Origin of the sequence: Arhodomonas aquaeolei DSM 8974, assembly GCF_000374645.1 — a bacterium.
Classification (GTDB): Bacteria; Pseudomonadota; Gammaproteobacteria; order Nitrococcales; family Nitrococcaceae; genus Arhodomonas; species Arhodomonas aquaeolei.
The window spans coordinates 1-21,671 of the sequence record NZ_KB894826.1 but is presented as its reverse complement, the minus strand read 5'-3'; the positions used below and the strand labels follow the sequence as shown (position 1 = coordinate 21,671).

Sequence of the window (21,671 nt, the reverse complement as noted above, 5' to 3'; positions counted from 1 at the left end):
AGCCGCGCAGTTGGGCCAGGCGGGATGGCTGGCGTCCCTCCGTAGAAGACGACCCCGCTGGGAATATCAACTCGCTCATCGCCGTTCCTCCACGCCCGCGTACCCCGTCACCCCGTCACCCCGTCACCCGCCGCACCGTCGGCGTCCGCACGGATCCGTTCCCTGACGCGGTAGGCCAGCGAGAGCAGCGGCTGGCGCACCGCCTGGACGTCCACCAGCGCCGTGCGCACCGGCGCAAGCGCCTCCTTGTATTGCCGCTTCCGACCGCCGCCCGCGAGCAGGTCCAGGGCATGCACCCGGGGGTCCGCGAACGCGGCCTCCAGGAGATAGCCCAGGTGCAGCAGTCCGAGGCTGAGCCGGCGGTCGAAGGTCTCGTCAAAACCGCCCTGCAGGTAGTAGAGCCGCCCCCCCACGCGCAAGTTATAGAGCACCGAAACCGGCCGCCCCGCCACCCGCAGCACCGAGAGCCAGAGTCCGCCGCTTGCGGCGACCGCCTCCGCGAGCCCCTGCTGGAACGCGAGCGCGGCACCGGAGTAGGCTGCCTCCCCCCAGCGCCGGGCGTGCAGTTCGTTGACCAGTGCCAGCCCGGGCGCCACGTCGGCACGCCGGGCGAGTCGCTCGACGCGCACTTCTCCATGCCGGGCGAGCTGGCCCCGGCGGTTGTAGAGCTTGGGCCGGGTGTTGCGGCTCAGCGCGGCCAGGTAGTCCTCGAAGCCACCCGTGGTCTCGGCGGCGTAGCTCGTGCGGTACTCGGCGTCACGCAGCCAGAACCCCTCCGCCGCGGCGCGGCGGCGCAGTGCATGCACCGCGTGCCCGTCCGCTCGGGCCCAGGCGAGCACCAGTTCACCCCAGTGACCATGATCCAGCAGGTAGTCCAGCAGCGTATCCGCCGCCGTCTCGGCGCAGTCCCGGCGCACGATGAAGTCCGCGTACTCGGTGGGCAGCGTCTCGGCGCCATGCCAGAAGTTGCCCACGAGCTGCAGCCGCCGGCTCGGCAGAACGCCGCGGACGCGTTCGGCGGTGATCATCATGGGCGCGATGCCGCAGAGGGAACCGTCGCCGTCCTGGACCGCGAGCAACCGCAGCGTCGCACCGCCCGGTGCCCCGAAGTGCTGCCACCAGCCGTGCAGCCAGTCCCAGCCGAGGAACAGCGGGTCCGCGTCCGAGTCCGCCACCAGTCGCTCCCATGGCTGCCGGGCCGCGGCGAACGCCGCCTCGTCCCAGACAGCTACCGTCATGCCCTTCGCCATGCCCGACCTCCCGTGGTCAACGCCCGGACCCCCTCGCCGGCGGCGGCCGGGGCCGCCGCCTCGTGGTGGGCATACGCCGCCGACGCGACCTTGTTCAGGGCCACGATGAACGCGATATGCACCCAGAAATATGGATAGAAGAACACCGAGATGAACGCCGAGGACGCCAGCAGCCCGACCATCGCGGCGTCCATGCCACCGGCGAGCGTCGCCAGCATCCGGTCATCCATCGCCCGCGCCATGCGACGGGTACGGCGGTTGTTGAGGAAGGCATACAGGATCAGCAGCAGGAACAGCGCCAGTCCGGTAAAGCCGTACTCGGCACCGGCGTCGACGAAGATGCTGTGCGGCAGCCCGTAACGCTCCAGGCCCTCCTCGGGCGGGTAGTGGGTCTGGTAGTACGGCCCCCAGTTGGCCGGGCCGATACCGAGCCACGGGTGCTCCTGCATGATTTCCCAGCCGATCTGCCAGCGCAGCAGCCGGTTCTGCGAGGTCTCGTCCTGCCCCGCCGCATCGAACCGCTCCAGGGTCTTCTCGGGCATCACGGAATAGCCGGCGATGGCGACGACGATCGCGAGCAGCGCGATGCGCACCCGCCGCCGGCTCGTCAACGCCATCCAGGCGAATGCCGCCGCCGCCCCGACCACGGCCCCGCGGGAATTGGTGGCGATGATCGTGGCTACCGCGGAGAGCGGCAGGAAGGCGAGCAGCAGCCACTTCCAGCGCGCGCACCACGGACGCACCGCGGCCATGAAGTACAGGGACAGGGGCAGGAAGATGCACATCTGGATGCCGAGCTCGCCGGAATTCTGGAACCAGCCGGGCGCACCGGTGACGCCCCAGTTGTCGTAGCCGAACCCCCGGGCCGCCCAGCTCCGGAAGCCGTGCTGGGACATCTTCAGGTTCCACAGCAGGTACAGGAACAGGAACACGAAGAACCGCTGGCGGGTGGTCACGGTGGTCACCACCAGGAAGAACACGATGCCCCAGACGACGTGGGTCACCACCCGCTCGCCGGAGAACATCGGCGCCCAGGCGCCCCACCAGGAGAACTGCAGGACCACCAGGAAGACGGCCAGCAGCCGCGTCACCGGGTTGTCCAGATCGATGCGCTCGCGGCTCGCGAGCCTCGCCACCAGTGCCGTCAGGATGCTGACCTGGGCATAGGGGATGATGTCGATCGCCGGGTAGATGCTCTGGGGCCGGACATACTCGATGAACACGTACAGGCACACCAGCGCGAACGCCGGCCCCTCGCCGACCAGGACCTGGGCGATGGCCCCGGCGCGCAGCCGGAGCAGCTCGCTCATCGACGCGCCCCCTGCACCATTCATGGCAGCCACCCCGGGGCCGGGGCACCCGCACCGTTGCGCCCGAGCGCCTGCTCGTAGAGACCGGCATAGGCGCCCGTCATCGCCTCCAGCGAGAAGCCGGTACGCACCCGGGCGAGGCCGCCCCGGGAAAGCCGCGTCGACAGGTCCGGATCGCCGGCCACCCGCGCGAGCCCGGCGGCGAGGGCCGCCGCGTCGCCGCCGGGCACCAGCCACCCGGACTCGCCGTGGCTGACGATCTCCTCCGGCCCGCCGCAGCGCGTGGCAACCACCGGCACCCCGGCGGCCATCGCCTCCAGGGTAGCGATGGACAGGCCCTCGCTGGCCGAACTCAGCACGAACACGTCCAACGCCCGGAGCAGTCCGGGCACGTCGACACAGTGACCCGTAAACGCGACCCACTCGCCCAGGCCCAACTCCTCGCGGCGGCGCAGCAGGGTCTCGTGAAGGCCGTTACGGTCCGGCTGGCCAGCGATCACGAGGCGGAAGCGGTGGCCCTGGGGACCGTCGACGAGCCGCGCCATGGCCTCGAGCAGCAGGCCGTAGTCCTTGGCGGGGCGGATGTTGCCCAACGCGCCGAGGAGGATCTCGCCATCCCCGGCGCCGAGGCGCTCACGCGCCGAGGCGCGGTCGATGCCGCGGTAGCGGGCCACGTCCACGCCGTTGTAGATCCGCCGGCAACGCCCGGCCGGCAGCACGCCACCGGCGGCGAGCCCGTCGCGCAGGGCGTCGGAGACGAACACCGCGGCGCTCAGGCCCGCGCGCAGCAGCGCGAACTTCAGCGCCAGCACCCGGTCCGCCGGGTCCACGTCGACGCTGCCGTGGAGGGTCGCGACCACCGGCCGGCGGGTCAGCAGCCCGGCAATGCTGGCGTAGACCGCGGTCCCGAACAGGTGCGCCTGGACCACGTCGATGCGCTCGCGGCGGATCAGCCCGACCAGTGCCCGCAGGTAACGCACACTCATGCGCCGGCGTCCGCCGGGCAGCATCACCGGCGTCACACCGTGGGCACGCAGGTCGTCGGCCAGCCAGCCCTCGCCGGTGATCGCCACCACCGAACGGAAACGCGCCGGGTCCAGCCCCGTTGCGAGCTGGCGGAACACCGTCTCGGCCCCACCCGGACCGGTGGTATCGATGGTGTGCAGTACACCGATCGTGGCGTTGGCCGTCATTTCGCCCCACCCCGCAGGTAGTAACGGCATTCGTGGAGAAACGGGCCCAGGTCCTCGAGGCGGTTCACGTCGTAGCGGGTGCCCCGCTCGAACAGCCGCAGGAACCGCGCGGCCGCGCCGGCCAGCTCGCCGCGGCGCGCCCAGCGCCGGCCGTCGCGCCAGCGGAGGTAGAGGCTGTCGAGGTCGCCGAGCAGCCAGCGGCTGCGGCAGCCCGTGCGGTAACCCGCCGGCGGCGCGGGGTCCTGGCCGAGCGCCAGCCGGCAGGCCATGAGCGGGAAGTCGACCCCGGCGTCAACGGCGAGCTGGAGCGAGCCCCAGAAGCGGCCGTTGATCTCCAGCAGATGCGCCCGGCCGGCCGCGTCCAGCTTGAACTCCGCCATCGCGACACCGTGCCAGCCCACCGCCGAAAGGATCCGGTCCGCGGCGTCCACCAGCTCCGGCGCCGCGGGCACGCTCTCACTGAGCACGCTGACCCCGCCGCTCGGCGGGCGCTCGCGCAACCGGCGATGGGCGAAGAAGGTCACCGCCCGGCCCCGGTCGTAGAGGGCGAACACGCCCCGGCCCTCGCCGGTGAGTCGCTGCTGGACCAGCACCGGGACGTCGGCATAGCCGGGGACGGCACCAAGCTGTGCAGCGAGCTCCCCGGCGTCCGCGGCATGGACCACAGGCAGCGCCAACCATTGCCCGCCCACCGCGGTCTGGGAGCGGGCGGGCTTGATCACCACCGGATAACTCAGGGAGTCCGACGCGGCGAGCGCCGCGGCACCGGTGTCGAAGGCACGGGTCGAGGGCACCGGCACGCCCCGCTCGGCGGCCAGGACGGCAAGGCGGGCCTTGTCCGTCACCGTCTCGAAGGCCTCCCGCGGGGGGCACGGCAGCCCGACGCCGGCGAAACGCTCGCACCCGCCAAGCACCAGCGCCGTGGTGAGATCGCCGACAGGCAGGAGCACGTCCACGCGCTCCTCTGCCACCAGCGCCGCCACCGCGTCGACGAAGGCCTCGGGGTTCTCGCCAGGCGCGGGATACACCCGGGACGCCGCGCAGTAGCGCGAGGCGGCACTGAGGGTGCGCGGATGATCGTCGGCGGTGATGACGTGCATGCCCGCCCGGCCCAGCGAGCGGGTCACCGCCAGGGCACTGCGCTGGGCACCGTCGAGAACGAGCACGCGGTAGGTCATGGTTCGCGGACCTCCGTGGCCGCGCTGGCCGGCTGCGCCTCGCGCAGCAGCTCCGAATAGATCCGAGCATACCCCGCCGCGACCCGGGCAAAATCGTAACGCACCGCGGCCCGGCCGCTCGCCGCTACCGCCCGTCGGCGCGCGGCTCCGCCCTCCGCGGCGAGGGTCGATAGCGCCGCGGCGAAGGCGGCGGGGTCCGGGTCGCGGACGAGCACGCCGTAGCGCCCCTCGCCCAGCGCGGCGGGCAGACCGCCGACGGCGTGGGCGATCACGGGTACCCCCAGGACGAGCGCCTCCAGTACGTTGGTCGGCATCCCCTCGTGCTCGGAGGTGACCATGAGCGCGTCCATCCGCCGCAGGCAGGCCGGGACGTCATCCCGGAAGCCCATGACGTGCAGCCGATCCGCCACGCCCGCGCGTGCCGCCACGTCCGTCACCGCCGCCGTCAGCGGGCCGTCCCCGATGACGTAGCCGTGCACCGGCTGCCCCGCTGCCGCGACCGGCAGCGCCGCAACCGCGGCGACGAAGCGCTCCGGCGCCTTGACCGGCACGAGCCGCCCGACCAGCGCCACCCGGAAGGCGTCCGCCGGCCCGGGCAGGGCCACCGGCGCGGCCGCCGCCGCGCGCACGGCCGCGGCGTCGATACCGTTCTCCACCACCCGCGGCGGACGCGTCCCGGACCGTTCGGCGAGGCGTTCGGCAAGCTCGCCGGATACCGCCACCGTCACCTTCTGCAGGCGGCGCTCGCACCAGGCATCCAGCCTGGCGGCCAGACGCCGGTGGAGCTGCCAGACCGCGGGTGGCGGCGCCTCGTCGGCCCCGTGCACGGTACGCAGGCACACCGGCACGCCGGCGGCCCGCGCCGCCAGGGCGCCGAGCACATGCTCCTTGCGCCGGTGGGTGTGCACCACCGACGGCCGCGCCCGGCGCAGGCCGCGCCACAGCGCCGCCAGCAGCCGTGGCGCGCCCAGCCGGCTCTCGTCGAGCAGGGTCACCGGCACGCCGTCCGCGTGCAGGCGCCGGTACAGCGTGCCGTCGTTGAACAGCACCGCCCGGGCGTCCATGCCGGCGCGCCGCTGCGCGGTGATCAGGCCATACACCTGGACCTCCGCGCCGGCCCAGAGGTCGCCGGAGGCCACGTGCACCACGCGCACCGCGGCGTTACCGATCACGGCAGCGGGACCTCCGGTACGGGCACGACGGTCAGCCCCGACTCGTGGAGGTAGCGGGTCGTGCGGCGTTTGACGTCGATGTCGCGGTAGATGTGCTCGGCCTCGGTGACAGCCATACCCAGCGCCTCTGCCAGGGTCTCCGCGGGCATGTGCTGGTTGTGCGCGTACAGCGCGAGGTCCATACGGTCGTAAGGCAGGGCGAAATAGAACTCGTCCTGGCCCTGGGGGAGGCTGTAGGTGTCGGTAGTCGGTGCCGCGGTACAGATGGACTCCGGCACCCCCAGATGGCGTGCCAGCGCGTAGACCTGGGACTTGTACAGGTGGGCGATGGGCTTGACGTCCGCGGCCCCGTCGCCGACCTTCACGAAGAAGCCCTGGTCATACTCGAGCCGGTTCGGTGTACCGACCACCGCGTAGTTCAGGCGGTCCGCGTGGAAGTACTCCAGGGTCTTGCGCACGCGCTGCTTGAAGTTGGTGGCGGCGACGATTTGCAGGTAGGCCTGGTAACCCAGCCGCCGGCGCCTCTGGCGCCCCCCGGGCGCGCGGACCACCAGCTCGAAGTGGTTGTAGCGCCCCTCCAGACCACCGCGGATGACGATCTTGCTCGCCCAGTCCGCGTCGTAGTCAGGGAAGACGGCTCGCATGGCCTCGTCCCGCCAGCGATAGCAGCCCACCGCCTCCAGCATGGGGGCGATGTCCTCCTGCTGGTGGCCCACGCCGAGCTGCTCGACCAGTGTCCGCGCCCGGACCCGGGTCTCCGGGTCGGAGTCCCGTTCCGGCAGCATCAGGGCGAACACCCGCCGCGGCCCCACGGCACGCACCGCAAGGGCCGCACAGAGGGCGCTGTCGATGCCGCCGGAGACCGCCACGACCAGGCCGCGACGGCCGATACGCTCGGCGAGCAGGCGACGCAGGCCGGCGGCAATACGCTCCGCCTCCGCCTCGCAGTCCAGGGCCAGCCAGGGATGGAGCCCGCCGCCGGCGGGCGCAATGGGTTGGGTCACGCTCATGTCTCACCCTCCGCAAGGGCTGTGGGCTGCTGGACCGGTAGGGGCTCCGCTGCGAGGCGGAAACGCTGGAGCTTGCCGGAGGCGGTGCGCGGCAGCGCCGCCGCGCAGATCACCTCCCTGGGAATCTTGTAGGGCGGCAGCCGCTCACGGCAGTGGGCGAGCACCGCCCGCGGCGAGACGTTGGGGCCACTGCCAGACACGACCACGGCACGGATGACCTGGCCGAGGAGATCGTCGGGCACGCCCACGACCCCTGCCTCCACCACACCCGGACAGCCGGCGAGGACCTCCTCGATCTCTTCCGGACTGACCCGGTGGGCACCGGTCTTGATCTCGTCGCCGATCCGTCCGGCCAGGTAGAGAAAGCCGTCGTCATCGAGCCAGCCCAGGTCACCGGTGTGCAGCCAGCCGTCCCGGAGCACGCCGGCGGTGAGCTCCGGGGCCCGCCAGTAGCCCTGCATGACGTTGGGTCCGCTGACCCACACCTCGCCGCGCGTGCCGGTTGGGCATGCCCGACCTTCCGGGTCACGCACGGACACCCGCACGCCGGGCAACGGCCGGCCCACGGAGCCAGCGCGCTCGTCCAGGCGCTCCGGCGGGAGGTAGGCGATGCGGGCCGTGGCCTCGGTCTGGCCGTACATCACGAAGACCTCCGCCCGGGGGAAGGTCTCGCGCAGCCGCTGCAGCAGCGGCGCCGGCATCGGGCCGCCGGCATGGGTGAGGTAGCGCAGCCGGGGCAGCACGATGCCGTCGGGGCGATGCCGCCCGAGCAGCAGCGCATAGGTGGCCGCCACCCCCGAGAAACCGGTGATAGCCGATCCCGCCAGGGCCTCCAGGACCCGCTGCGGGTAGGCCATGGAGCCGAGACGCACGAGACAGGCGCCGGCGGCCATGTGGGTGTGCAGCACCGAATTGCCATACGAGTAGTGGAACGGCAGCGGACTCGCGGTCCGGTCCTGCGGACCGAGGCGGAGGTAATCGACGATGGCGGCGACGTTGGCGGCCAGGTTGCCGTGGCTGATCATCACCCCCTTGGGCGTACCGGTGGTCCCGGAGGTGTAGATCAGGCTGGCCAGTGTTCGCTCCGTGGCCGGCGCCGGCCGCCACTCGGCATCCGCCTCCACCGCACCGTCCCAGCGCTCCGCGACCGCCGGGACCCCGTCGCGGCCGGTGAAGAGCAGGTGTTCCGGGGCGTGGCCGTCGAGCACCGCCCCGAGGTCCGGGTGGGGGCCGGCGATCAGGAAGCGGGCACCGGCATGGCCGAGCCACGCGATGAGGCTGTCGGCGTGGGCCGCGGTATTCAACGCCACGACCACGCCGCCGGCGGCGAGGGTCCCGTAGTACGCCGCTACGTAGGCGGGGGCATCGTCGAGGAGCAGGCCTACCCGGTCGCCCGGTGCAATGTCCCGCTCGCGCAGCCACGCCGCCACCCCAGCCGCGCCCGCGAGGAGCTCCCCGTAGGTGGTGACACGGCCGTCGCACTCCAGCGCGGCCGCCCCCGGGGCGGACTGCGCGCTCGCCGTGAACCACGCGAGCGGCAGGACGGGGCCGGCCATCATGCCGCGGCCCGCTTGCGCTCGAGGAAGCGGCAGATCCGGTTCACCGAGTCGAGGTTCTCCGGGATCATCTCCTCGTCGCGCACCTGAACGCCGAAGCGTTCCTCAAGGAAATCGATCACCTCCATGATCCCCGTGGAGTCGATGATCCCCCGCTCGAGGAAGGAGGCGTCGTCGTCCAACGCCGAGGCATCGCTGGTGAACAGGTAGTTCTCCAGGATGTAGTCGCGCAGCTGCTGCCGATGGGTCATATCAAGCCTCCGCTTCGATTGTGACCGCCTGCCGCAGGCCCTCGGGCCGGAGGCGGACGAATTGCCGGTGGTAATCCTCGACGAACTGCCGGTGCCAGAGCTGGGTGGAGAGCACGGCCATGAAGGCCATGTTGTCCGCGAAACCGGTGATGCCGCCGCGCCGGGCCTTGGCCAGCAGCCGCGAGACCCGCGACGGGTCGAAGTAGCCGTAATCCGCCAGCTTCCCGGGGGCGAGCAGCTCGTCAACGAACGCCGGCGTGGTACCGCGAAAGAACGCGGCAGCGTCCGGGGCCCGATAGGGCTGCTTGTGGCGGTGCGTGAGCGCGGCCGGCAGGTAGCCGGCCATGGCCTCCCGCAGCAGGTGTTTCTCGCGCAGCACCCGCAGCTTCAGCCGAGGCTCCAGGCGGTTGGCGAACTCGATGACGCGATGGTCGAGATACGGGAACCGCCCCTCCACGCCGTTGGCCATGAGCATGCGGTCCCCCTGGGCGGAGAGCAGGTAGCCGGCCATGAGGGTCCGCGCCTCCAGGTACTGGGCGCGCTCCAGGCCCTGCCAGCGCCGCATCCCCGCCGGCAGTGCCTCCGCAAGCCCGGCCAGGGCCCCGTCGACAGCCGCGCCAGCGTAGGCCGGGCTCAGGAACTGCTTGGTCCGCGCCGTGGTGGTCCAGCGCGGGAGGTGGGAGAAGAACGCGCCCGAGGGATCGTCCAGCCCCATGCCGAAGAACCGCTCCAGGTATACCTGCCCCTGCCCCCGGGTCATGTCCAGATAGGGATAGAGCCGGCGGAGCAGGCGCGGACGCAGCCGCGAGTCGGGCTGTCGCGCCCAGAAGGCGCGGATCTTGGCCTCCTTGAAGAGGTCGTAGCCGCCGAGCACCTCGTCGGCACCCTCGCCGGTGAGCACCACGCGGTAGCCGGCCCCGCGCACCGCCGCCGACAGCGCCGCCATGGGCACCGGCGCGGCGCGCAGCATCGGCATCTCCGCGTGCCAGACCGCCGCCGGCAGCCCGTTGGCGACGAGCTCATCGGTGACCGGCACCGCCGTGTGGGCGGCCCGCAGGTGCTCGACCATCGCCCTCTGGAAGGCGGACTCGTCGAGGCCCGGGTCGGTGAAACGCAGGGAGAAGGTGCGCAGGGGCACGTCCGCACGGCGGTGGATGAGCGCGGTGATCACCGCCGAGTCCAGGCCGCCGGAGAGGTACGCCCCGACCGGCACATCGGCACGCAGGCGCACGCGCACCGCGTCGGCAAGCAGGTCGTGAAGGCTCTCGGCAAGGCTCTCGGGTGTATCCCGCAGGTAGCCGTCCGGGTGTTCCGGGTACTGCCATTGCCAGTAGCGCCGGCGCCGGCAACGGCCGCCTTCGGCGATAAGCATCTCACCGGGCGGCAGCTCGCTGATGCCGGCGAACAGGGTCCGCGGCGCCACCGGCGCCCAGAAGGTCAACAGCTGGTCCAGGCCGGCAGGATCCATGCGCGGGGCCTCACCGAGGGCCGGCAAAAGGGCCTTGACCTCGGAGGCGAACAGCAACCGCCCGTCCCGTTCGGCGTAGTACAGCGGCGCGATGCCCACGCGGTCGCGCACGAGCACCAGCCTGCGGTGCCGGCCATCCCACAGCGCGATGGCGAACTGGCCGTTGAGGTGCTCGACGAAGTCGTCGCCGTACTCCTCGTAAAGGTGGACCAGCACCTCGGTATCGGTATCGGTGTAAAAGCGGTGGCCCTGCGCCTGGAGGGCGCGGCGCAGCTCCGGGTAGTTGAAGACCTCGCCGTTAAACACCACCCAGATACGCCGATCCTCGTTGTGGATGGGCTGGCTGCCGGTGGCGAGGTCGATGATCGATAGCCGGGCGTGGCCGAGCCCGATCTCCGGTTCGATGCGCAGGCGCTGCTCGTCCGGGCCGCGGTGGCCGATCCGGGCGATCATGCCCGCGAGCACCTCGGCCTCGACCGGGGGTGCCGAGGCAGTGAGTCGGAGAATGCCGCAGAGTCCGCACATCGTCAGCCCCTCCCGCTCACGGCAGATACCGCACGACGCGCGGCCCCAGCCAGTTGGCCATGGGTAACGGCAGCCGCTGCCACAGGCGGATGGCCCGCCGAAACCGCGGGTTGTCCGGGTTGAGGCCCGGCAGCGTCCCGCCCTCGGGCAGCCAGTAATGCCAGTACAGCGGTACCGGCTCGGCACCCCACTGGCGTTTGAAACGGTACGTCCCAGAATCCACGGTGGAACGGCCGAAGTCGAAGGTCCGCGCCCCCTGCTCCACGGACAGGCGCAACGCCTCCCAGTAGAGGAGCATGTTCACGCCGAGGTGGTTGTAACGCCGGTCCGAGGAGGCCCAGGGGATCTCCATGACCCCGCGGTGGCGCAGCAGCAGGCCCGCTGCGGCAGGCACGCCGTCGACGCGCACCACGAGGATGTGGGCACGTTCCCCGAGACCCTCACAAAGGCGTCGGAACCAGCGCCGCGGGTAGACCGGCGTGCCGAGATCGCGCATGTTGCGCGCGAATACCGCGTAAAAGTCGTCCAGCTGTTCGACGCCCCCGCTGTGCACGCTGGCCCCGCCCTTGAGCGGGCGCCGCACCTGGGCCCGGAGCTTCGATCCGAACGTCTTCCAGAGCGTGTCCGGGTCGTCCGGCAACGCCAGGTGCATGACGACCTTGTCCGTGCGCACGGGCCAGTCACCGTCGAGCAGGGCGAGATCGCGGAACTCGGCGTGGTCCACGCCGAGCTGGCCACCCAGGTCCACCGCCGCGGCCATCAGACGGTCGGTGACCGCTCCGCCATCGGCCAGCGCACCGCCGTAGTTGAAGCAAGGCAGCGACACGAGGAAGTCACCGAACATCGGGCTGCGCAGCCGGGCCAGCGGCAACACGCCCGCCACGGTCCCCTGGTCCGTGAGCGCCGTGAGGTAGTAGGTGCGATGGCCAAGCACGTCGGTGAGCAGACCACGGAAGACCGCCTCGTGATAAAGGCTCGCCGCCGGGTGGCCCCGGACGTAGTCATCCCAGCCGGTGCTGTCCCAGCGCTCCCCGGGGCCGGACATCATGACCCGCACTGGCACCAAGGCCGGCGCGGTACCCGCGCTCACGCCGACGCCCGGCACGGGGCACCTCCCGCCTCGGTGAGCAGGCCCATCGTGGCCAGGACCTCGCCCATGGGCGCGAAGCTCATCTCGCCCAGCAGCCGCTCCAGACGCTCGCCGGTACGATGCAGGTTGCGGTAATGGCGCAGCCGCGAGCGCCACGAGAGCCCCGGGACCCGGGGCTGCTCCGGATCAACCTCCCAGGGGTGAAGATAGAAAACGGTCGGCTGCCCCCCCGCCGCGGCGGCACGCAGCCCGCGGGCGATCAGCGGGTACGGCAGGAGCCGGAAATAGCCGCCGCCGGCCACCGGCACGCTTTGGCCGAGTACCCGCCAGGTGGTCAGGGGGAACTCGACGATCTCGCCGCCCGCCGGCGTGGTCAGCCGGTGGGGATAGCGCGGGGCGCCGGGCATGCCATAGCGGTCGTGGCGGATCGGGAAGATGCTCGAGTCGTAACGGAAGCCCTCCTCGACGAGCACGTCGAGGGCCCAGCGGGAGGCCGGGGTGATGGAATAGCTCGCCGCGCGATAGCCGACGACCGGACGCTGGACCTGATCCTCCAGCAGCACCCGGGCGCGATGGGTCTCCTCGCGGAAACGCTCCGGCGTCTGGTCGTAGACGAGCTGGTGGCTGTAGCCGTGACATGCGATCTCGTGGCCGCGGTCAGCGATCTCGCGAACGAGAACCGGGTGGCGCTCGGCGATCCAGCCCAGCACGAAACAGGTGGTGCGCACGCCGTGACGCTCGACGAGATCCAGCAACCGTCGGGTGTTCGCCTCGACCCGCCGCGGCCAGCGCTCCCAGTCCTTCGGGGCGATGGCACCGGACAGGGCGGCGACCTGGAAGTAGTCCTCCACGTCGATGGTCATGGCGTTGAGCGGCGGTGGCCGCGAGCGGCCAGGCGCAATCGGGTTGGTCATCAGTCGAGACTCCCTCCGTAGACCAGGGCGAGAAACACCCGGTTCTCCTCGTATTCCGCCGCATCCACGTCGCTGTTACGCACGATGTGGCCTACCGCCCCGCGCAGGCGCAGTTCCCTGCTAAGCCGCCAGGTCAGGCTCAGGCTCGCGCCGTAGTCCTTGTCCTCGCGCTCGAAGAGCTGATAGTGGATCCGCTCGCCGTAGACCTCGCCGCCGAGGTCCGTGCGGGCGCTCAGTGACCGGCTGCCGTAGAAGCGCAGGCCGGAGATGTCGCGGTCGCTGTCCTCGGTCTTGAAGTCCTCGTCGACGTAGTAGCCCCGGGCCTCCGCAGTCCAGATCGGGGCCTCGCGGCGCAAAAACAGCTCGTAGCGGCGCTCGTAGATCAGCGAGGTGCCGACCGACAGGTCGGTGACCGGCTCCAGGCCGCGGAGGATGCCGGAGGTGTCGAGCAGTCGTCCGGTGGCGTCCGTGTACTGGTGGGCGATGCGCGCGCCGACGAGGGTCGGCGCCGAGCGCCGGTACGTGATCTCGGAGTCGAGCAGCAGGGCGTCATCGCTGTCGCGGCCGTCGAGCTCTACCCGGCTCATGCCGAGCTGGGCGCGCCATTGCAGCGGCGAACCTCCGGTGCGCTGATGGCCGGCGAAGAGGTCGTAGCGGTCGTAGTCGATCGCCGCGGCGGCCTCCTCCTTGAAGTCGACCTGCTGGGCACGGCCGATCAGGCTGAGCTCCGAGTTCTCATTGGTGCGATGCCGCCAGCCGGTATTCGCCGCGTAACGCACGCTGTCGGCATCGGACTCGAAATAGGTATGGCCCACTCGGGCGCCGAGGAGCCAGTCATCGACGGGCCCGAGGTGGACGGCGGCGTCGGGGCCGGTCCACACGACGTTGGCGTTCTGCTGGGCGCCCGGCCGGTCGGCGTCCTCGACGGTTTCGCCGACCCGGGCGAAGCGGTCGTAGAATGCCCAGGAAAACGTGCGCGGACGCAACCAGTAGCGGGTGTCCACGAGCAGGCTCAGTGCCGTGTCGTCCTCGACGGTATCGCGGTGGTACTCCTCGCGAGCGACGCGGGCCCGCAGGTCCGCGTCGAGGCGACCACCATGCTCGCTGAGCACGCCTTCCACGCCGAGGACCGTGATCCAGTCGGGCTGCGCGTCCGCCTCGAGCGGGGCGTTATCGGTATAGGTCTGCTCCAGGAAGACGTTGTAATCACCCCGCGGGGCCGCCGCCGCGACGGCACATAGCCCCCACACGCCGGACAGCAGCCACAACGCGCTGGCACACGGCCAGCGCCCTTTCCCCCATGCACGCATATCGCCTCACCCCCATGCCGCCGGTGCAACCGGCTCGTCGTTGAATACGATCCCTCCGAACCGCTCCGAGGGAATGACGTCCGCCGCCACCTCCACGCGGTGCGCCGCGTCGCGCCCGTAACGCACGGCGAGCACCACCGTGTCCGCCAGGCCAGCCAGGATCCGGGCATCCGCCTCGTCGAGGATCGGCGGCAGGTCGAGGACCAGGTTGCGGTCCGGGTAACGCGCGCGCAGATGGTTGAACAGCTCGCGCAGCCGGGTCATGGACATGGACTCCACGGCGTCCGTCCGCAGTGTGCCCGCGGGGATCAGGCGCAGGCGCGGCACACCGGTGGCGTGAATGATTGCTGCCGGGTCATCGACACGGCCCGCGAGGTAGTCCGTGAGTCCGGTGACGGGACCGTCGCCGGGTTCCGCGAGCAAGTCGTCGAGCCCAGGGCGGCGCAGGTTGGCGTCCACCAGTAGCACGGTCTGAATCGCGTCCATGGCGAGTGCGGCGGCAAGGTTACGTGCGGAGAAGCTCGCCCCTCCGCCCCGGGAAACCCCGGTAACCGCGACGGTTAGTCGGCCGCCCCCAGCTACCGAGAACAGTCTTGTGCGCAGCAGCCGGAAGGCGTTGAGCATGCGCACGTCCTTCATGCCGGGGTAGACGAGCCTCCGGGCCTCCAGGGCCGTTGACGGCCAGGCGGGCGGCATACGCATGCGCGCGATGTCGAGCGCCCGGGCATCACCGTTGGCACGAATCGGGGCACTGCTCGATCCCTCCTCCCCGGCGCCGCGCTGTATGGCCTTCTCAATGACAGACATGTCACAACCCTCCCTCGGCATGCACCAGCATCACCGCCAGGAGCGCGATTACGCCGAGCACGGCGAGCAAACCCGCGATGGAAAGCGAGAGGAATCCGCGGCGCCGTTCCGCCGCCGTGCGATAGCGCGGCAGCCGTCCAACCACCGCCATGCGGTAGAGTTCCGGGAGCTGTTCGGGCATGTGAACCCGCGGCGACATGCCCACCAACACCAGAAGCAGCCCGACAGGAACGCTCGCCCCGACCAGCACGGTGGCCACGGTGAAGTGCCGAGTGCGCGGACCATCCGGGCGCTGGGGCAGGAAGGCGGGCTCGTGCACGCGCAGGGTCAGCCCCTCGCCCTGGTTGTCTAGGTTCATCGACACACGAGCGTTCTCCCGGCGCCGGAGGAGATCCTGGTAGATGTCCTGGTTCACCGCGTAATCCCGCGTGAGCTGGTCCATCTGGCCCTGAAGGGCCTGGACCTCTTCCGCCTGCCCAGTGGCATCGGCGTAGCGTTGGCGCACGTCGGCAAGCCGGGCGCGGATAGTGGCGGCCTCGGTACGCACCTCGTAGAGCGACTGCTGCAGCTCTTGGTAGACCGGGTTGCCACGCAGGCTTACGCTCGGTCCCTGCTGCCCTTCCGACTCGGCGGCGGCCTCCTGGGCCTTGGCTCGCAGGGCGCTGATCTGGTCGCGGAGCTGGACGATATCGGGGTATGTGTCGTGGTAGTTCAGTCGCAGCTGCTCCAGCCGGCCCTCGAGCTCCGCGATGCGGGCACGGTACTGGTCCGCGCGGGAGAGAACCGCGGAGACCTGGACCTCGCCGCTGAGCTGGCGCTGCAACGAGGCCTCGCGCACCATCGCCTCACGCAGGGACTGTTCCAGGGTGTCGATGGTGCGGCGAAGCTCACCCATCCGCGCGCCGACCTGCTCGGCGGCGTTGACCTCGACCACCGGGTAGCGCTTGCGCAGGGCGTCGATCTGCTCCTGCGTGGTCCGCAGCTGCCCCTCGTAACGCCGGACCTGGGCGTCGATGAACCGGAATGCCGCATTGCTCTCGGCGCGCTGGTTCGCCAGCATCTCCTGGCGGAAGGCCTCGGCGATAAGCTTGGTGACCTGAAAGGCGTGCTCGGCGTCGTGGTCGCTGTAGGCGATGCGAATCAGGTTCTCGCCGGGCGTCGTGACCTCGATACGGTCGCGCAGGCGCTCCGCCGCCTGCTCGACGGCGAGTGGCGGGGTATCGTCGCCCACCTCGCCGGCATCGGTGAGCACGCGGGTGAGCAGCGTACGGCCGTATATCACCTCTCGGGCGTTCTGTGCCTGGGAGGTCAGATCGGGCCGTACCGCGCGCCCCTCCATGAGGGGGTCGATGATGCTCTGCTCCTCGACAAACAGAGTCACCGACGAGGTGAAGGAGCGCGGCCACACGAACGTGACCAGCGTGCCTACCACGAGCAGGGAGAGGAAGACGGCGAGCACCGCCCATTTGCGGCGCACACCCTCGGCGAGCACCAGGCGGAGGATCTGGTCGATGGGACCGTTCATGGTCGTTCGCCCTCGGCGCGACTGGCTGCGATAGCCGTTAGAAGACCCGCTCGGGAATGGTGATCACATCCCCGGGCTGGAGCGCGACATTGGTGGTGAGATCGCCGCGCTCCAGGATGTCGTCGAGGTGCACGGCGAAGGCCTCGGTACGATCACCGGTGCGCCGGTAGAGCATGGCCCGGCCGGGGGCGGCGAACTCGGTCATGCCCCCAGCCTCGAGGACGAGATCGAGCACCGTCATTCCCTGGCGCCAGGGCACCGAGGCAGGCTCTTCGACGGCACCGGTGACACGTACCCGTGAGAGGTACTCGTGGCTGTTGAGCTCGGTCACCACAACCGTCACCTGCGGCTCGCGGACGTAGTAGGCGAGGGCCTCGCGGATGCTCTTCGCGACCTCCTCCGGGGTGTGCCCGCCGGCGGCAACATCGCCGACCAGGGGCACCGATATCATCCCGTCCGGACGCACGGGCACGACCACGGAGAGATCGGGGTTGCGCCAGACGTTGACGGAGAGCTCGTCATCCGGACCGATGTGATAGCGCTCGCCCGGGGCATAGGACATCGGGGCGCCTTCGCCCTGCTCGGGACTGGTGGGGGGCGTCGGTGGCCGCGAAGCGCACCCGAGAAGCGACGTGGACGCCGCGATAGCGATCACTAGGGGAAGGATCCGACGCATGGCAGTGCCCTCCTGCTGGCAGCCTCTGCGACCCGTTGACCGGCTCCATTCCCTAAAGTTGAAATGGCGCCAATGATTTCAAATTATCAGCCATTAAAAACGTGCGCAACTGTGCAAAAACAGGGATCAACATAGTAAAAACGAGATCCATGTCGCATTCAGCGCACGCCGCGACCACAGAAAACCGCCTCGGCCGTCTGCAGGAGAATTGTGAGATCGAGCCTCAGGCTCCTGTTTTTTATGTAGAAAAGGTCGTACCGCAGCTTCTCGAAGGCATCCTCCTCCGAGGCCGCGTAGGCATAGTTGATCTGAGCCCACCCCGTCAGCCCGGGGCGCACCACGTGACGAACGCGGTAGTAAGGCAGACGTTCGGCGAGCTGCTCGACGAAGGCGGGCCGCTCCGGTCGCGGCCCGACGAAGCTCATCTCGCCGCGCGCGATATTCCAGATCTGGGGCAGCTCGTCGATACGGTAGCGGCGCAGCACACGGCCGACCCGCGTGACCCGCGGATCATCACGCTGGGCCCAGCGCGCCTCCCCGGGACGTTCCGCATCCGTGGTCATGCTCCGCAGCTTCAGCACATCGAAGGCGTGACCGCCCTGGCCGACCCGGGCCTGCCGGTAGAGCACCGGCGCATGCCAGCCGTCCTCGAGCTTGATGGCGAGCACGGCGAGGAGCAGCAGCGGACCGGCAAGCAGCAACACCAGTGCAGAGACCGTCAGATCGAACCCGCGCTTGACCAGATCGGAACCGCGCTGGGCGATGAACCCGGGGGAGAACACCAGCCAGCTCGGGTCGAGCGCCTCGAGCTGGAGCTTGCCCGTCTCCCGTTCCACGAACGAGGCGACGTCGGTGACCGCGACCCCCTGGGTGCGGCAGGCGAGCAGCGCCTCCACGTCCATCCCCCTGCCACCGAGGCCGCGACGGCGTTCATCCAGGGCAACGACGATCTCATCGATCCCGTTCGCCGCCACCCACTCCGGCAACGCCCGGTCGAGCTCCACCAGTCGCACGGGCTCGACGATCCGCGACTCGTCGCTCGGCAGCGCCACGAAGCCGACGACGCGCAGCCCCAGAAGGTCGGTGCGGCGCCTCAGCCGTGACAGGGGCTGGGCCCGGCGCCCCGCACCGAGAATCAGCACCCGCCGCTTGATGCCCTCCGCACCGAGCCAGCGGAAATAGCCGGCCCGCAGGACGAGGACCAGGGAGAACGCGAGGGCCCAGCTCCAGGCGAGCACCGTCATGTCGAGGCCGGGACCAAGCAGGAGGTAGTACAGCGCCGCAGCCAGCAGCGCCGCCCCCGCGAAGGCCAGCAGCGCCCGCACCATCACCCCGCCGAAACGGTCGCGCAGGCGGTAGTTGTACAGCCCGGTCGTGGTCATGCCCAGAACGGCCAGTACACCCGCCACGCCCGCGGGAAACGCCCCGCTCACGAGGTCGCCACCTCCGGTGAGCATCCGCCCGGCGAGCAGCAACGCCGCTGCGACCACCAGCCCCTCAAGAAGGGGCAACGCCAGGAAGATACGGTAATAGTAATGACTGCTGATTCGTTTCATGCCCCTCTCCCGGTAGCGGCGTTACCCGCACCAGCCCGGCGTACGAGACGCACGTGCCCCGCTCCCGCGGCACGCCCCTAGCAGCAGACTAGCCCCCTCCCGGGGCGCCGAATAGCACCGGCAGAGAAGCCGTCAAAGCGCCCCCCAGAGACGAAGAAATCCCCGCAATTCATTGTTTATTCGAGCGTTTATTGACGCCCCAAGACACCATGGAGAGGACGAGGGTCACGACCATGCCGCCGAGCTGTAGCAAAGGCACGACAAGCGGGTGGCAGTACCACCAGCGGGGGCTCACGACACAACCGTGCCTTCGAAGCGACAAGGGGAAGGCGCCGAAGAATGGCGCTGCCGGCACCGGGAAAAGCGGAGGGGACGCCGCCCCGCGGCGGGTACGCAGAGGGCCGGGGCAGCGCAGGCCGCACAATGCGCTGTCGCGGCTCAAGCGACACGCATCCCCGGCCAGTCGGCCACGCTGTTAAACCGGCGCAAAACACCACGGGGACCAGCAGCTCACTATTTTAAAAAAAGCGACTTCGGTAAAATACCAGTCCAGGATTTGGCCACCTATTCAACTCACGTGAACTAACCCATGAGTACACGAACCGGACGGTACATCAAGCAACCGAGCGGCTACCGGGCCTTCGTCCCCGCACCCCTGCCGCCCGAACCGCCCGTAACGCGCAACGACGAGCTGGATCGTCTCCTCTCGCAGGCCGACCGAGCCCTAGGGCGACTGGACGGTGTTACCTCCGTGTTACCGAACCCTGAACTGTTCGTCGCCATGTACGTTCGCCACGAGGCCGTTCTGAGTTCCCAGATCGAAGGCACCCAGAGCACCCTCGAGGACGTGTTGGGTTATGAAGCCGAGCACGCCATCAACGACCAGCCGCAGGATGTTGAGGAAGTCGTCAACTATGTCGCGGCCATGAACTACGGCCTGTCACGTCTCGACACGCTCCCGCTGTCGCTCCGACTTCTGCGCGAGATTCACGCAAAGCTATTGACCGACGTCCGCGGCGCCGAACGGCGGCCCGGCGAGTTCCGTCATAGTCAAAACTGGATAGGCCCGGCCGGTGTAGCGCTCAACGACGCGGAATTTGTACCGCCACCGCCGGACACCATGCACGAGGTCTTGGGCAACCTCGAAGAGTTCCTGCACGACCGCGCTACCCTGCCGGACCTCATACACTGCGCCATTGCGCATGCCCAGTTCGAGACCATTCACCCATTCCTGGACGGCAACGGTCGTGTTGGGCGCCTTCTGATCACACTGCTGCTTTGCGAGCGGGGCATACTGCACAAACCGCTGCTCTACCTCAGCTACTATTTCAAGGCGCACCGTGCTCAGTACTATGACCGACTCATGGCCGTCCGCCACGACGGTGACTGGGAAGGTTGGATCAAATTCTTCCTGCAAGGTGTGTTCGAAGTCAGCCAAGCGGCCACGACCACGTCCCGCGAAATCCTGACACTCCGCGAACAACACCGGGAGCAACTTCGCGACAACGCGATGGCTCAACAGCTGCTCGACATCCTGTATGAGCATCCCATCGTGTCGATCCGTACCGTCGAAGGGGCGTTGAACACGTCGTATGTTACCGCCCAACGGACAGTGGAACACCTGGAAGCCCAAGGCATTCTGAAGGAAATAACGGGCCGAAAGCGCAACCGACGCTATCGCTACCAGCCCTATGTCGACCTCTTCCAGCGTCAGAGCATCCTTGCTCCCGACGAGGAGCTGCGGGAGCCCGCAACAACCGGTAGCGAGTCGCCCCCGGCATCATAGTGGCCACTAGGCCCCCCTCCGCGCAAAAGCTGCACACTGTTTGCCAATCTGCGGAGATGTGGAACGCCTAAACGTCGCGTGACCACGACTAAACAACCTATTGCTCGGCAGCCTCTATCAGGCTCTGCATTATCGTGAACGTATCCGCCCCGACGGTACGCACGTTAACATCACCCTCGTCTACGCCGTCGCCCGAATCCAAACCTGCGTGCCGACCGATTTTCGCCCGTTCCTGGGCCGTTCGGGTGGTAACACCCACGTCTTCGTGACACCAATTTGCCACCCATGGCATGTCCCGGGGCGGCTCTACCCTGGTGGTGCAACGGCACCGGAATTCGCATGACCATGCGCTATGCCCGACGTCCCCCCGAGATTGAGTAGCACGGCGATCTGGAGTCCAATCACTGGAAGTCAGGAGATTGGGCATGAAGAAGCGCTACAGCGAAGAGCAGATCATCGGTTTCCTGAAGGAAGCCGAGGCCGGCGTGCCGGTCAAGGAGCTGTGTCGGCGGCACGGTTTCTCCGAGGCGAGCTACTACCTCTGGCGTAGCAAGTTCGGCGGCATGGACGTCTCGGACGCCAAGCGGTTGAAGGCGTTGGAGGCGGAGAACGCCCGACTGAAGCGGCTGCTGGCCGAGTCGATGCTGGAGAACGAGGTCACCCGGGAGGCGCTGCGAAAAAAGTGGTGAGCGCCCCGGCGAGGCGCGAGCTGGTGCGTCAGATGAAAGGCCGCGGGTTGAGCGAGCGTCGCGCGCTGGCGGTGATCGGCATGAGTGCGAGCGCGCTGCGCTATCGGCCGGCGGCCGATCGCAACGGGGCGTTGCGGGAAGAGATCCTGCGCCTGGCGCACCGTCATCGACGCTACGGCGCGGCGATGATCTACCTGAAGCTGCGCTAGCAGGGCTGGACGGTCAACCACAAGCGAGTTGAGCGGTTGTACGCCGCGGAGGGGCTTCAGGTGCGGCGTCGAAAGCGCAAGAAGGTGCCGTTGGCGGATCGTCAGCCGCTGGTGCGTCCGGGCGCCGCCAATGAGGTCTGGTCGCTGGACTTCGTCTTCGACCGTGTCGCTGACGGGCGGGCGATCAAGTGCCTGG

17 protein-coding genes and 1 pseudogene are annotated in these 21,671 nt (G+C 69.5%); 2 read left to right on the top strand and 16 right to left on the bottom strand.

The window, feature by feature from the left end:
• Positions 1-107 precede the first annotated feature (107 nt).
• From C516_RS0117130 to C516_RS0117055, 16 genes are all read right to left on the bottom strand, one after another.
• Positions 108-1,250: a GNAT family N-acetyltransferase gene (locus tag C516_RS0117130; protein WP_018719648.1), complete on the bottom strand. Its 1,143-nt coding sequence runs from the start codon at positions 1,248-1,250 to the stop codon at positions 108-110.
• A complete protein-coding gene (locus C516_RS0117125; protein ID WP_018719647.1) occupies positions 1,235-2,560 on the bottom strand; it encodes an O-antigen ligase family protein in 1,326 nt (441 codons plus the stop codon). The genes C516_RS0117130 and C516_RS0117125 overlap by 16 nt, the downstream gene beginning before the upstream one ends.
• Before the next feature lie 20 nt (positions 2,561-2,580).
• The gene (locus C516_RS20020; protein WP_018719646.1) at positions 2,581-3,753 is read right to left on the bottom strand and encodes a glycosyltransferase; all 1,173 of its coding nucleotides are present in this window, start codon (positions 3,751-3,753) and stop codon (positions 2,581-2,583) included.
• Positions 3,750-4,931 carry a carboxylate--amine ligase gene (locus tag C516_RS0117115; protein WP_018719645.1) on the bottom strand — a complete coding sequence of 394 codons (1,182 nt, stop codon included), beginning with the start codon at positions 4,929-4,931 and terminating at the stop codon, positions 3,750-3,752. Before C516_RS0117115 ends, C516_RS20020 begins: the two co-directional genes overlap by 4 nt.
• Entirely contained in the window at positions 4,928-6,103 is a 1,176-nt protein-coding gene (locus C516_RS20015) for a glycosyltransferase family 4 protein (protein ID WP_018719644.1), read from the bottom strand. The genes C516_RS0117115 and C516_RS20015 overlap by 4 nt, the downstream gene beginning before the upstream one ends.
• Positions 6,100-7,113, bottom strand: coding sequence for an NAD(+) synthase (gene nadE / locus C516_RS0117105; RefSeq protein ID WP_018719643.1), 1,014 nt, complete (start codon positions 7,111-7,113; stop codon positions 6,100-6,102). Before nadE ends, C516_RS20015 begins: the two co-directional genes overlap by 4 nt.
• Entirely contained in the window at positions 7,110-8,672 is a 1,563-nt protein-coding gene (locus tag C516_RS20010) for a class I adenylate-forming enzyme family protein (protein ID WP_018719642.1), read from the bottom strand. The genes nadE and C516_RS20010 overlap by 4 nt, the downstream gene beginning before the upstream one ends.
• Entirely contained in the window at positions 8,669-8,920 is a 252-nt protein-coding gene (locus tag C516_RS0117095; RefSeq protein ID WP_018719641.1) for an acyl carrier protein, read from the bottom strand. The genes C516_RS20010 and C516_RS0117095 overlap by 4 nt, the downstream gene beginning before the upstream one ends.
• A gap of 1 nt (position 8,921) precedes the next feature.
• Entirely contained in the window at positions 8,922-10,913 is a 1,992-nt protein-coding gene (gene asnB / locus C516_RS0117090; RefSeq protein ID WP_018719640.1) for an asparagine synthase (glutamine-hydrolyzing), read from the bottom strand.
• Positions 10,914-10,929: 16 nt separating this feature from the next.
• Complete coding sequence (locus tag C516_RS0117085; protein WP_018719639.1) at positions 10,930-12,018, bottom strand: FemAB family XrtA/PEP-CTERM system-associated protein; 1,089 nt, start codon at positions 12,016-12,018, stop codon at positions 10,930-10,932.
• Positions 12,000-12,917 (bottom strand): XrtA system polysaccharide deacetylase, encoded by a 918-nt coding sequence (locus C516_RS0117080; protein ID WP_018719638.1) that lies wholly within the window; start codon positions 12,915-12,917, stop codon positions 12,000-12,002. The genes C516_RS0117085 and C516_RS0117080 overlap by 19 nt, the downstream gene beginning before the upstream one ends.
• Positions 12,917-14,227 (bottom strand): outer membrane beta-barrel protein, encoded by a 1,311-nt coding sequence (locus tag C516_RS0117075; RefSeq protein ID WP_156831291.1) that lies wholly within the window; start codon positions 14,225-14,227, stop codon positions 12,917-12,919. The genes C516_RS0117080 and C516_RS0117075 overlap by 1 nt, the downstream gene beginning before the upstream one ends.
• Positions 14,228-14,233: 6 nt before the next feature.
• A complete protein-coding gene (locus tag C516_RS20005) occupies positions 14,234-15,034 on the bottom strand; it encodes a P-loop NTPase family protein (RefSeq protein ID WP_018719636.1) in 801 nt (266 codons plus the stop codon).
• A gap of 1 nt (position 15,035) precedes the next feature.
• Complete coding sequence (locus C516_RS0117065) at positions 15,036-16,559, bottom strand: XrtA system polysaccharide chain length determinant (RefSeq protein WP_018719635.1); 1,524 nt, start codon at positions 16,557-16,559, stop codon at positions 15,036-15,038.
• A 37-nt stretch (positions 16,560-16,596) separates the two neighbouring features.
• Positions 16,597-17,121, bottom strand: a complete 525-nt coding sequence (locus C516_RS0117060; protein WP_018719634.1) for an XrtA/PEP-CTERM system exopolysaccharide export protein — start codon at positions 17,119-17,121, stop codon at positions 16,597-16,599.
• 272 nt (positions 17,122-17,393) lie between these two features.
• Positions 17,394-18,791 carry a TIGR03013 family XrtA/PEP-CTERM system glycosyltransferase gene (locus C516_RS0117055; protein ID WP_018719633.1) on the bottom strand — a complete coding sequence of 466 codons (1,398 nt, stop codon included), beginning with the start codon at positions 18,789-18,791 and terminating at the stop codon, positions 17,394-17,396.
• 589 nt (positions 18,792-19,380) lie between these two features.
• On the opposite strand from C516_RS0117055, the gene C516_RS0117050 reads away from it, so the two are divergent.
• Both C516_RS0117050 and C516_RS21240 read left to right on the top strand, forming a co-directional pair.
• Positions 19,381-20,577, top strand: a complete 1,197-nt coding sequence (locus tag C516_RS0117050; RefSeq protein WP_018719632.1) for a Fic family protein — start codon at positions 19,381-19,383, stop codon at positions 20,575-20,577.
• Positions 20,578-21,002: 425 nt separating this feature from the next.
• A pseudogene (locus tag C516_RS21240) lies at positions 21,003-21,671 on the top strand (transposase); the annotation flags it as partial.

What these genes read in the sequence shown, in the direction of transcription:
- C516_RS20020 (WP_018719646.1), bottom strand. Translation starts at nt 3,753, where the DNA reads ATGACGGCCAACGCCACGATCGGTGTACTGCACACCATCGATACCACC.
- C516_RS0117125 (WP_018719647.1), bottom strand. Translation starts at nt 2,560, where the DNA reads ATGAGCGAGCTGCTCCGGCTGCGCGCCGGGGCCATCGCCCAGGTCCTG.
- C516_RS0117050 (WP_018719632.1), top strand. Translation starts at nt 19,381, where the DNA reads ATGAGTACACGAACCGGACGGTACATCAAGCAACCGAGCGGCTACCGG.
- C516_RS20010 (WP_018719642.1), bottom strand. Translation starts at nt 8,672, where the DNA reads ATGATGGCCGGCCCCGTCCTGCCGCTCGCGTGGTTCACGGCGAGCGCG.
- C516_RS0117095 (WP_018719641.1), bottom strand. Translation starts at nt 8,920, where the DNA reads ATGACCCATCGGCAGCAGCTGCGCGACTACATCCTGGAGAACTACCTG.
- C516_RS0117060 (WP_018719634.1), bottom strand. Translation starts at nt 17,121, where the DNA reads ATGTCCTATGCCCCGGGCGAGCGCTATCACATCGGTCCGGATGACGAG.
- C516_RS0117115 (WP_018719645.1), bottom strand. Translation starts at nt 4,931, where the DNA reads ATGACCTACCGCGTGCTCGTTCTCGACGGTGCCCAGCGCAGTGCCCTG.
- C516_RS0117065 (WP_018719635.1), bottom strand. Translation starts at nt 16,559, where the DNA reads ATGAACGGTCCCATCGACCAGATCCTCCGCCTGGTGCTCGCCGAGGGT.
- C516_RS0117075 (WP_156831291.1), bottom strand. Translation starts at nt 14,227, where the DNA reads ATGCGTGCATGGGGGAAAGGGCGCTGGCCGTGTGCCAGCGCGTTGTGG.
- C516_RS0117080 (WP_018719638.1), bottom strand. Translation starts at nt 12,917, where the DNA reads ATGACCAACCCGATTGCGCCTGGCCGCTCGCGGCCACCGCCGCTCAAC.
- nadE (WP_018719643.1), bottom strand. Translation starts at nt 7,113, where the DNA reads ATGAGCGTGACCCAACCCATTGCGCCCGCCGGCGGCGGGCTCCATCCC.
- C516_RS20005 (WP_018719636.1), bottom strand. Translation starts at nt 15,034, where the DNA reads ATGTCTGTCATTGAGAAGGCCATACAGCGCGGCGCCGGGGAGGAGGGA.
- C516_RS0117055 (WP_018719633.1), bottom strand. Translation starts at nt 18,791, where the DNA reads ATGAAACGAATCAGCAGTCATTACTATTACCGTATCTTCCTGGCGTTG.
- asnB (WP_018719640.1), bottom strand. Translation starts at nt 10,913, where the DNA reads ATGTGCGGACTCTGCGGCATTCTCCGACTCACTGCCTCGGCACCCCCG.
- C516_RS0117130 (WP_018719648.1), bottom strand. Translation starts at nt 1,250, where the DNA reads ATGGCGAAGGGCATGACGGTAGCTGTCTGGGACGAGGCGGCGTTCGCC.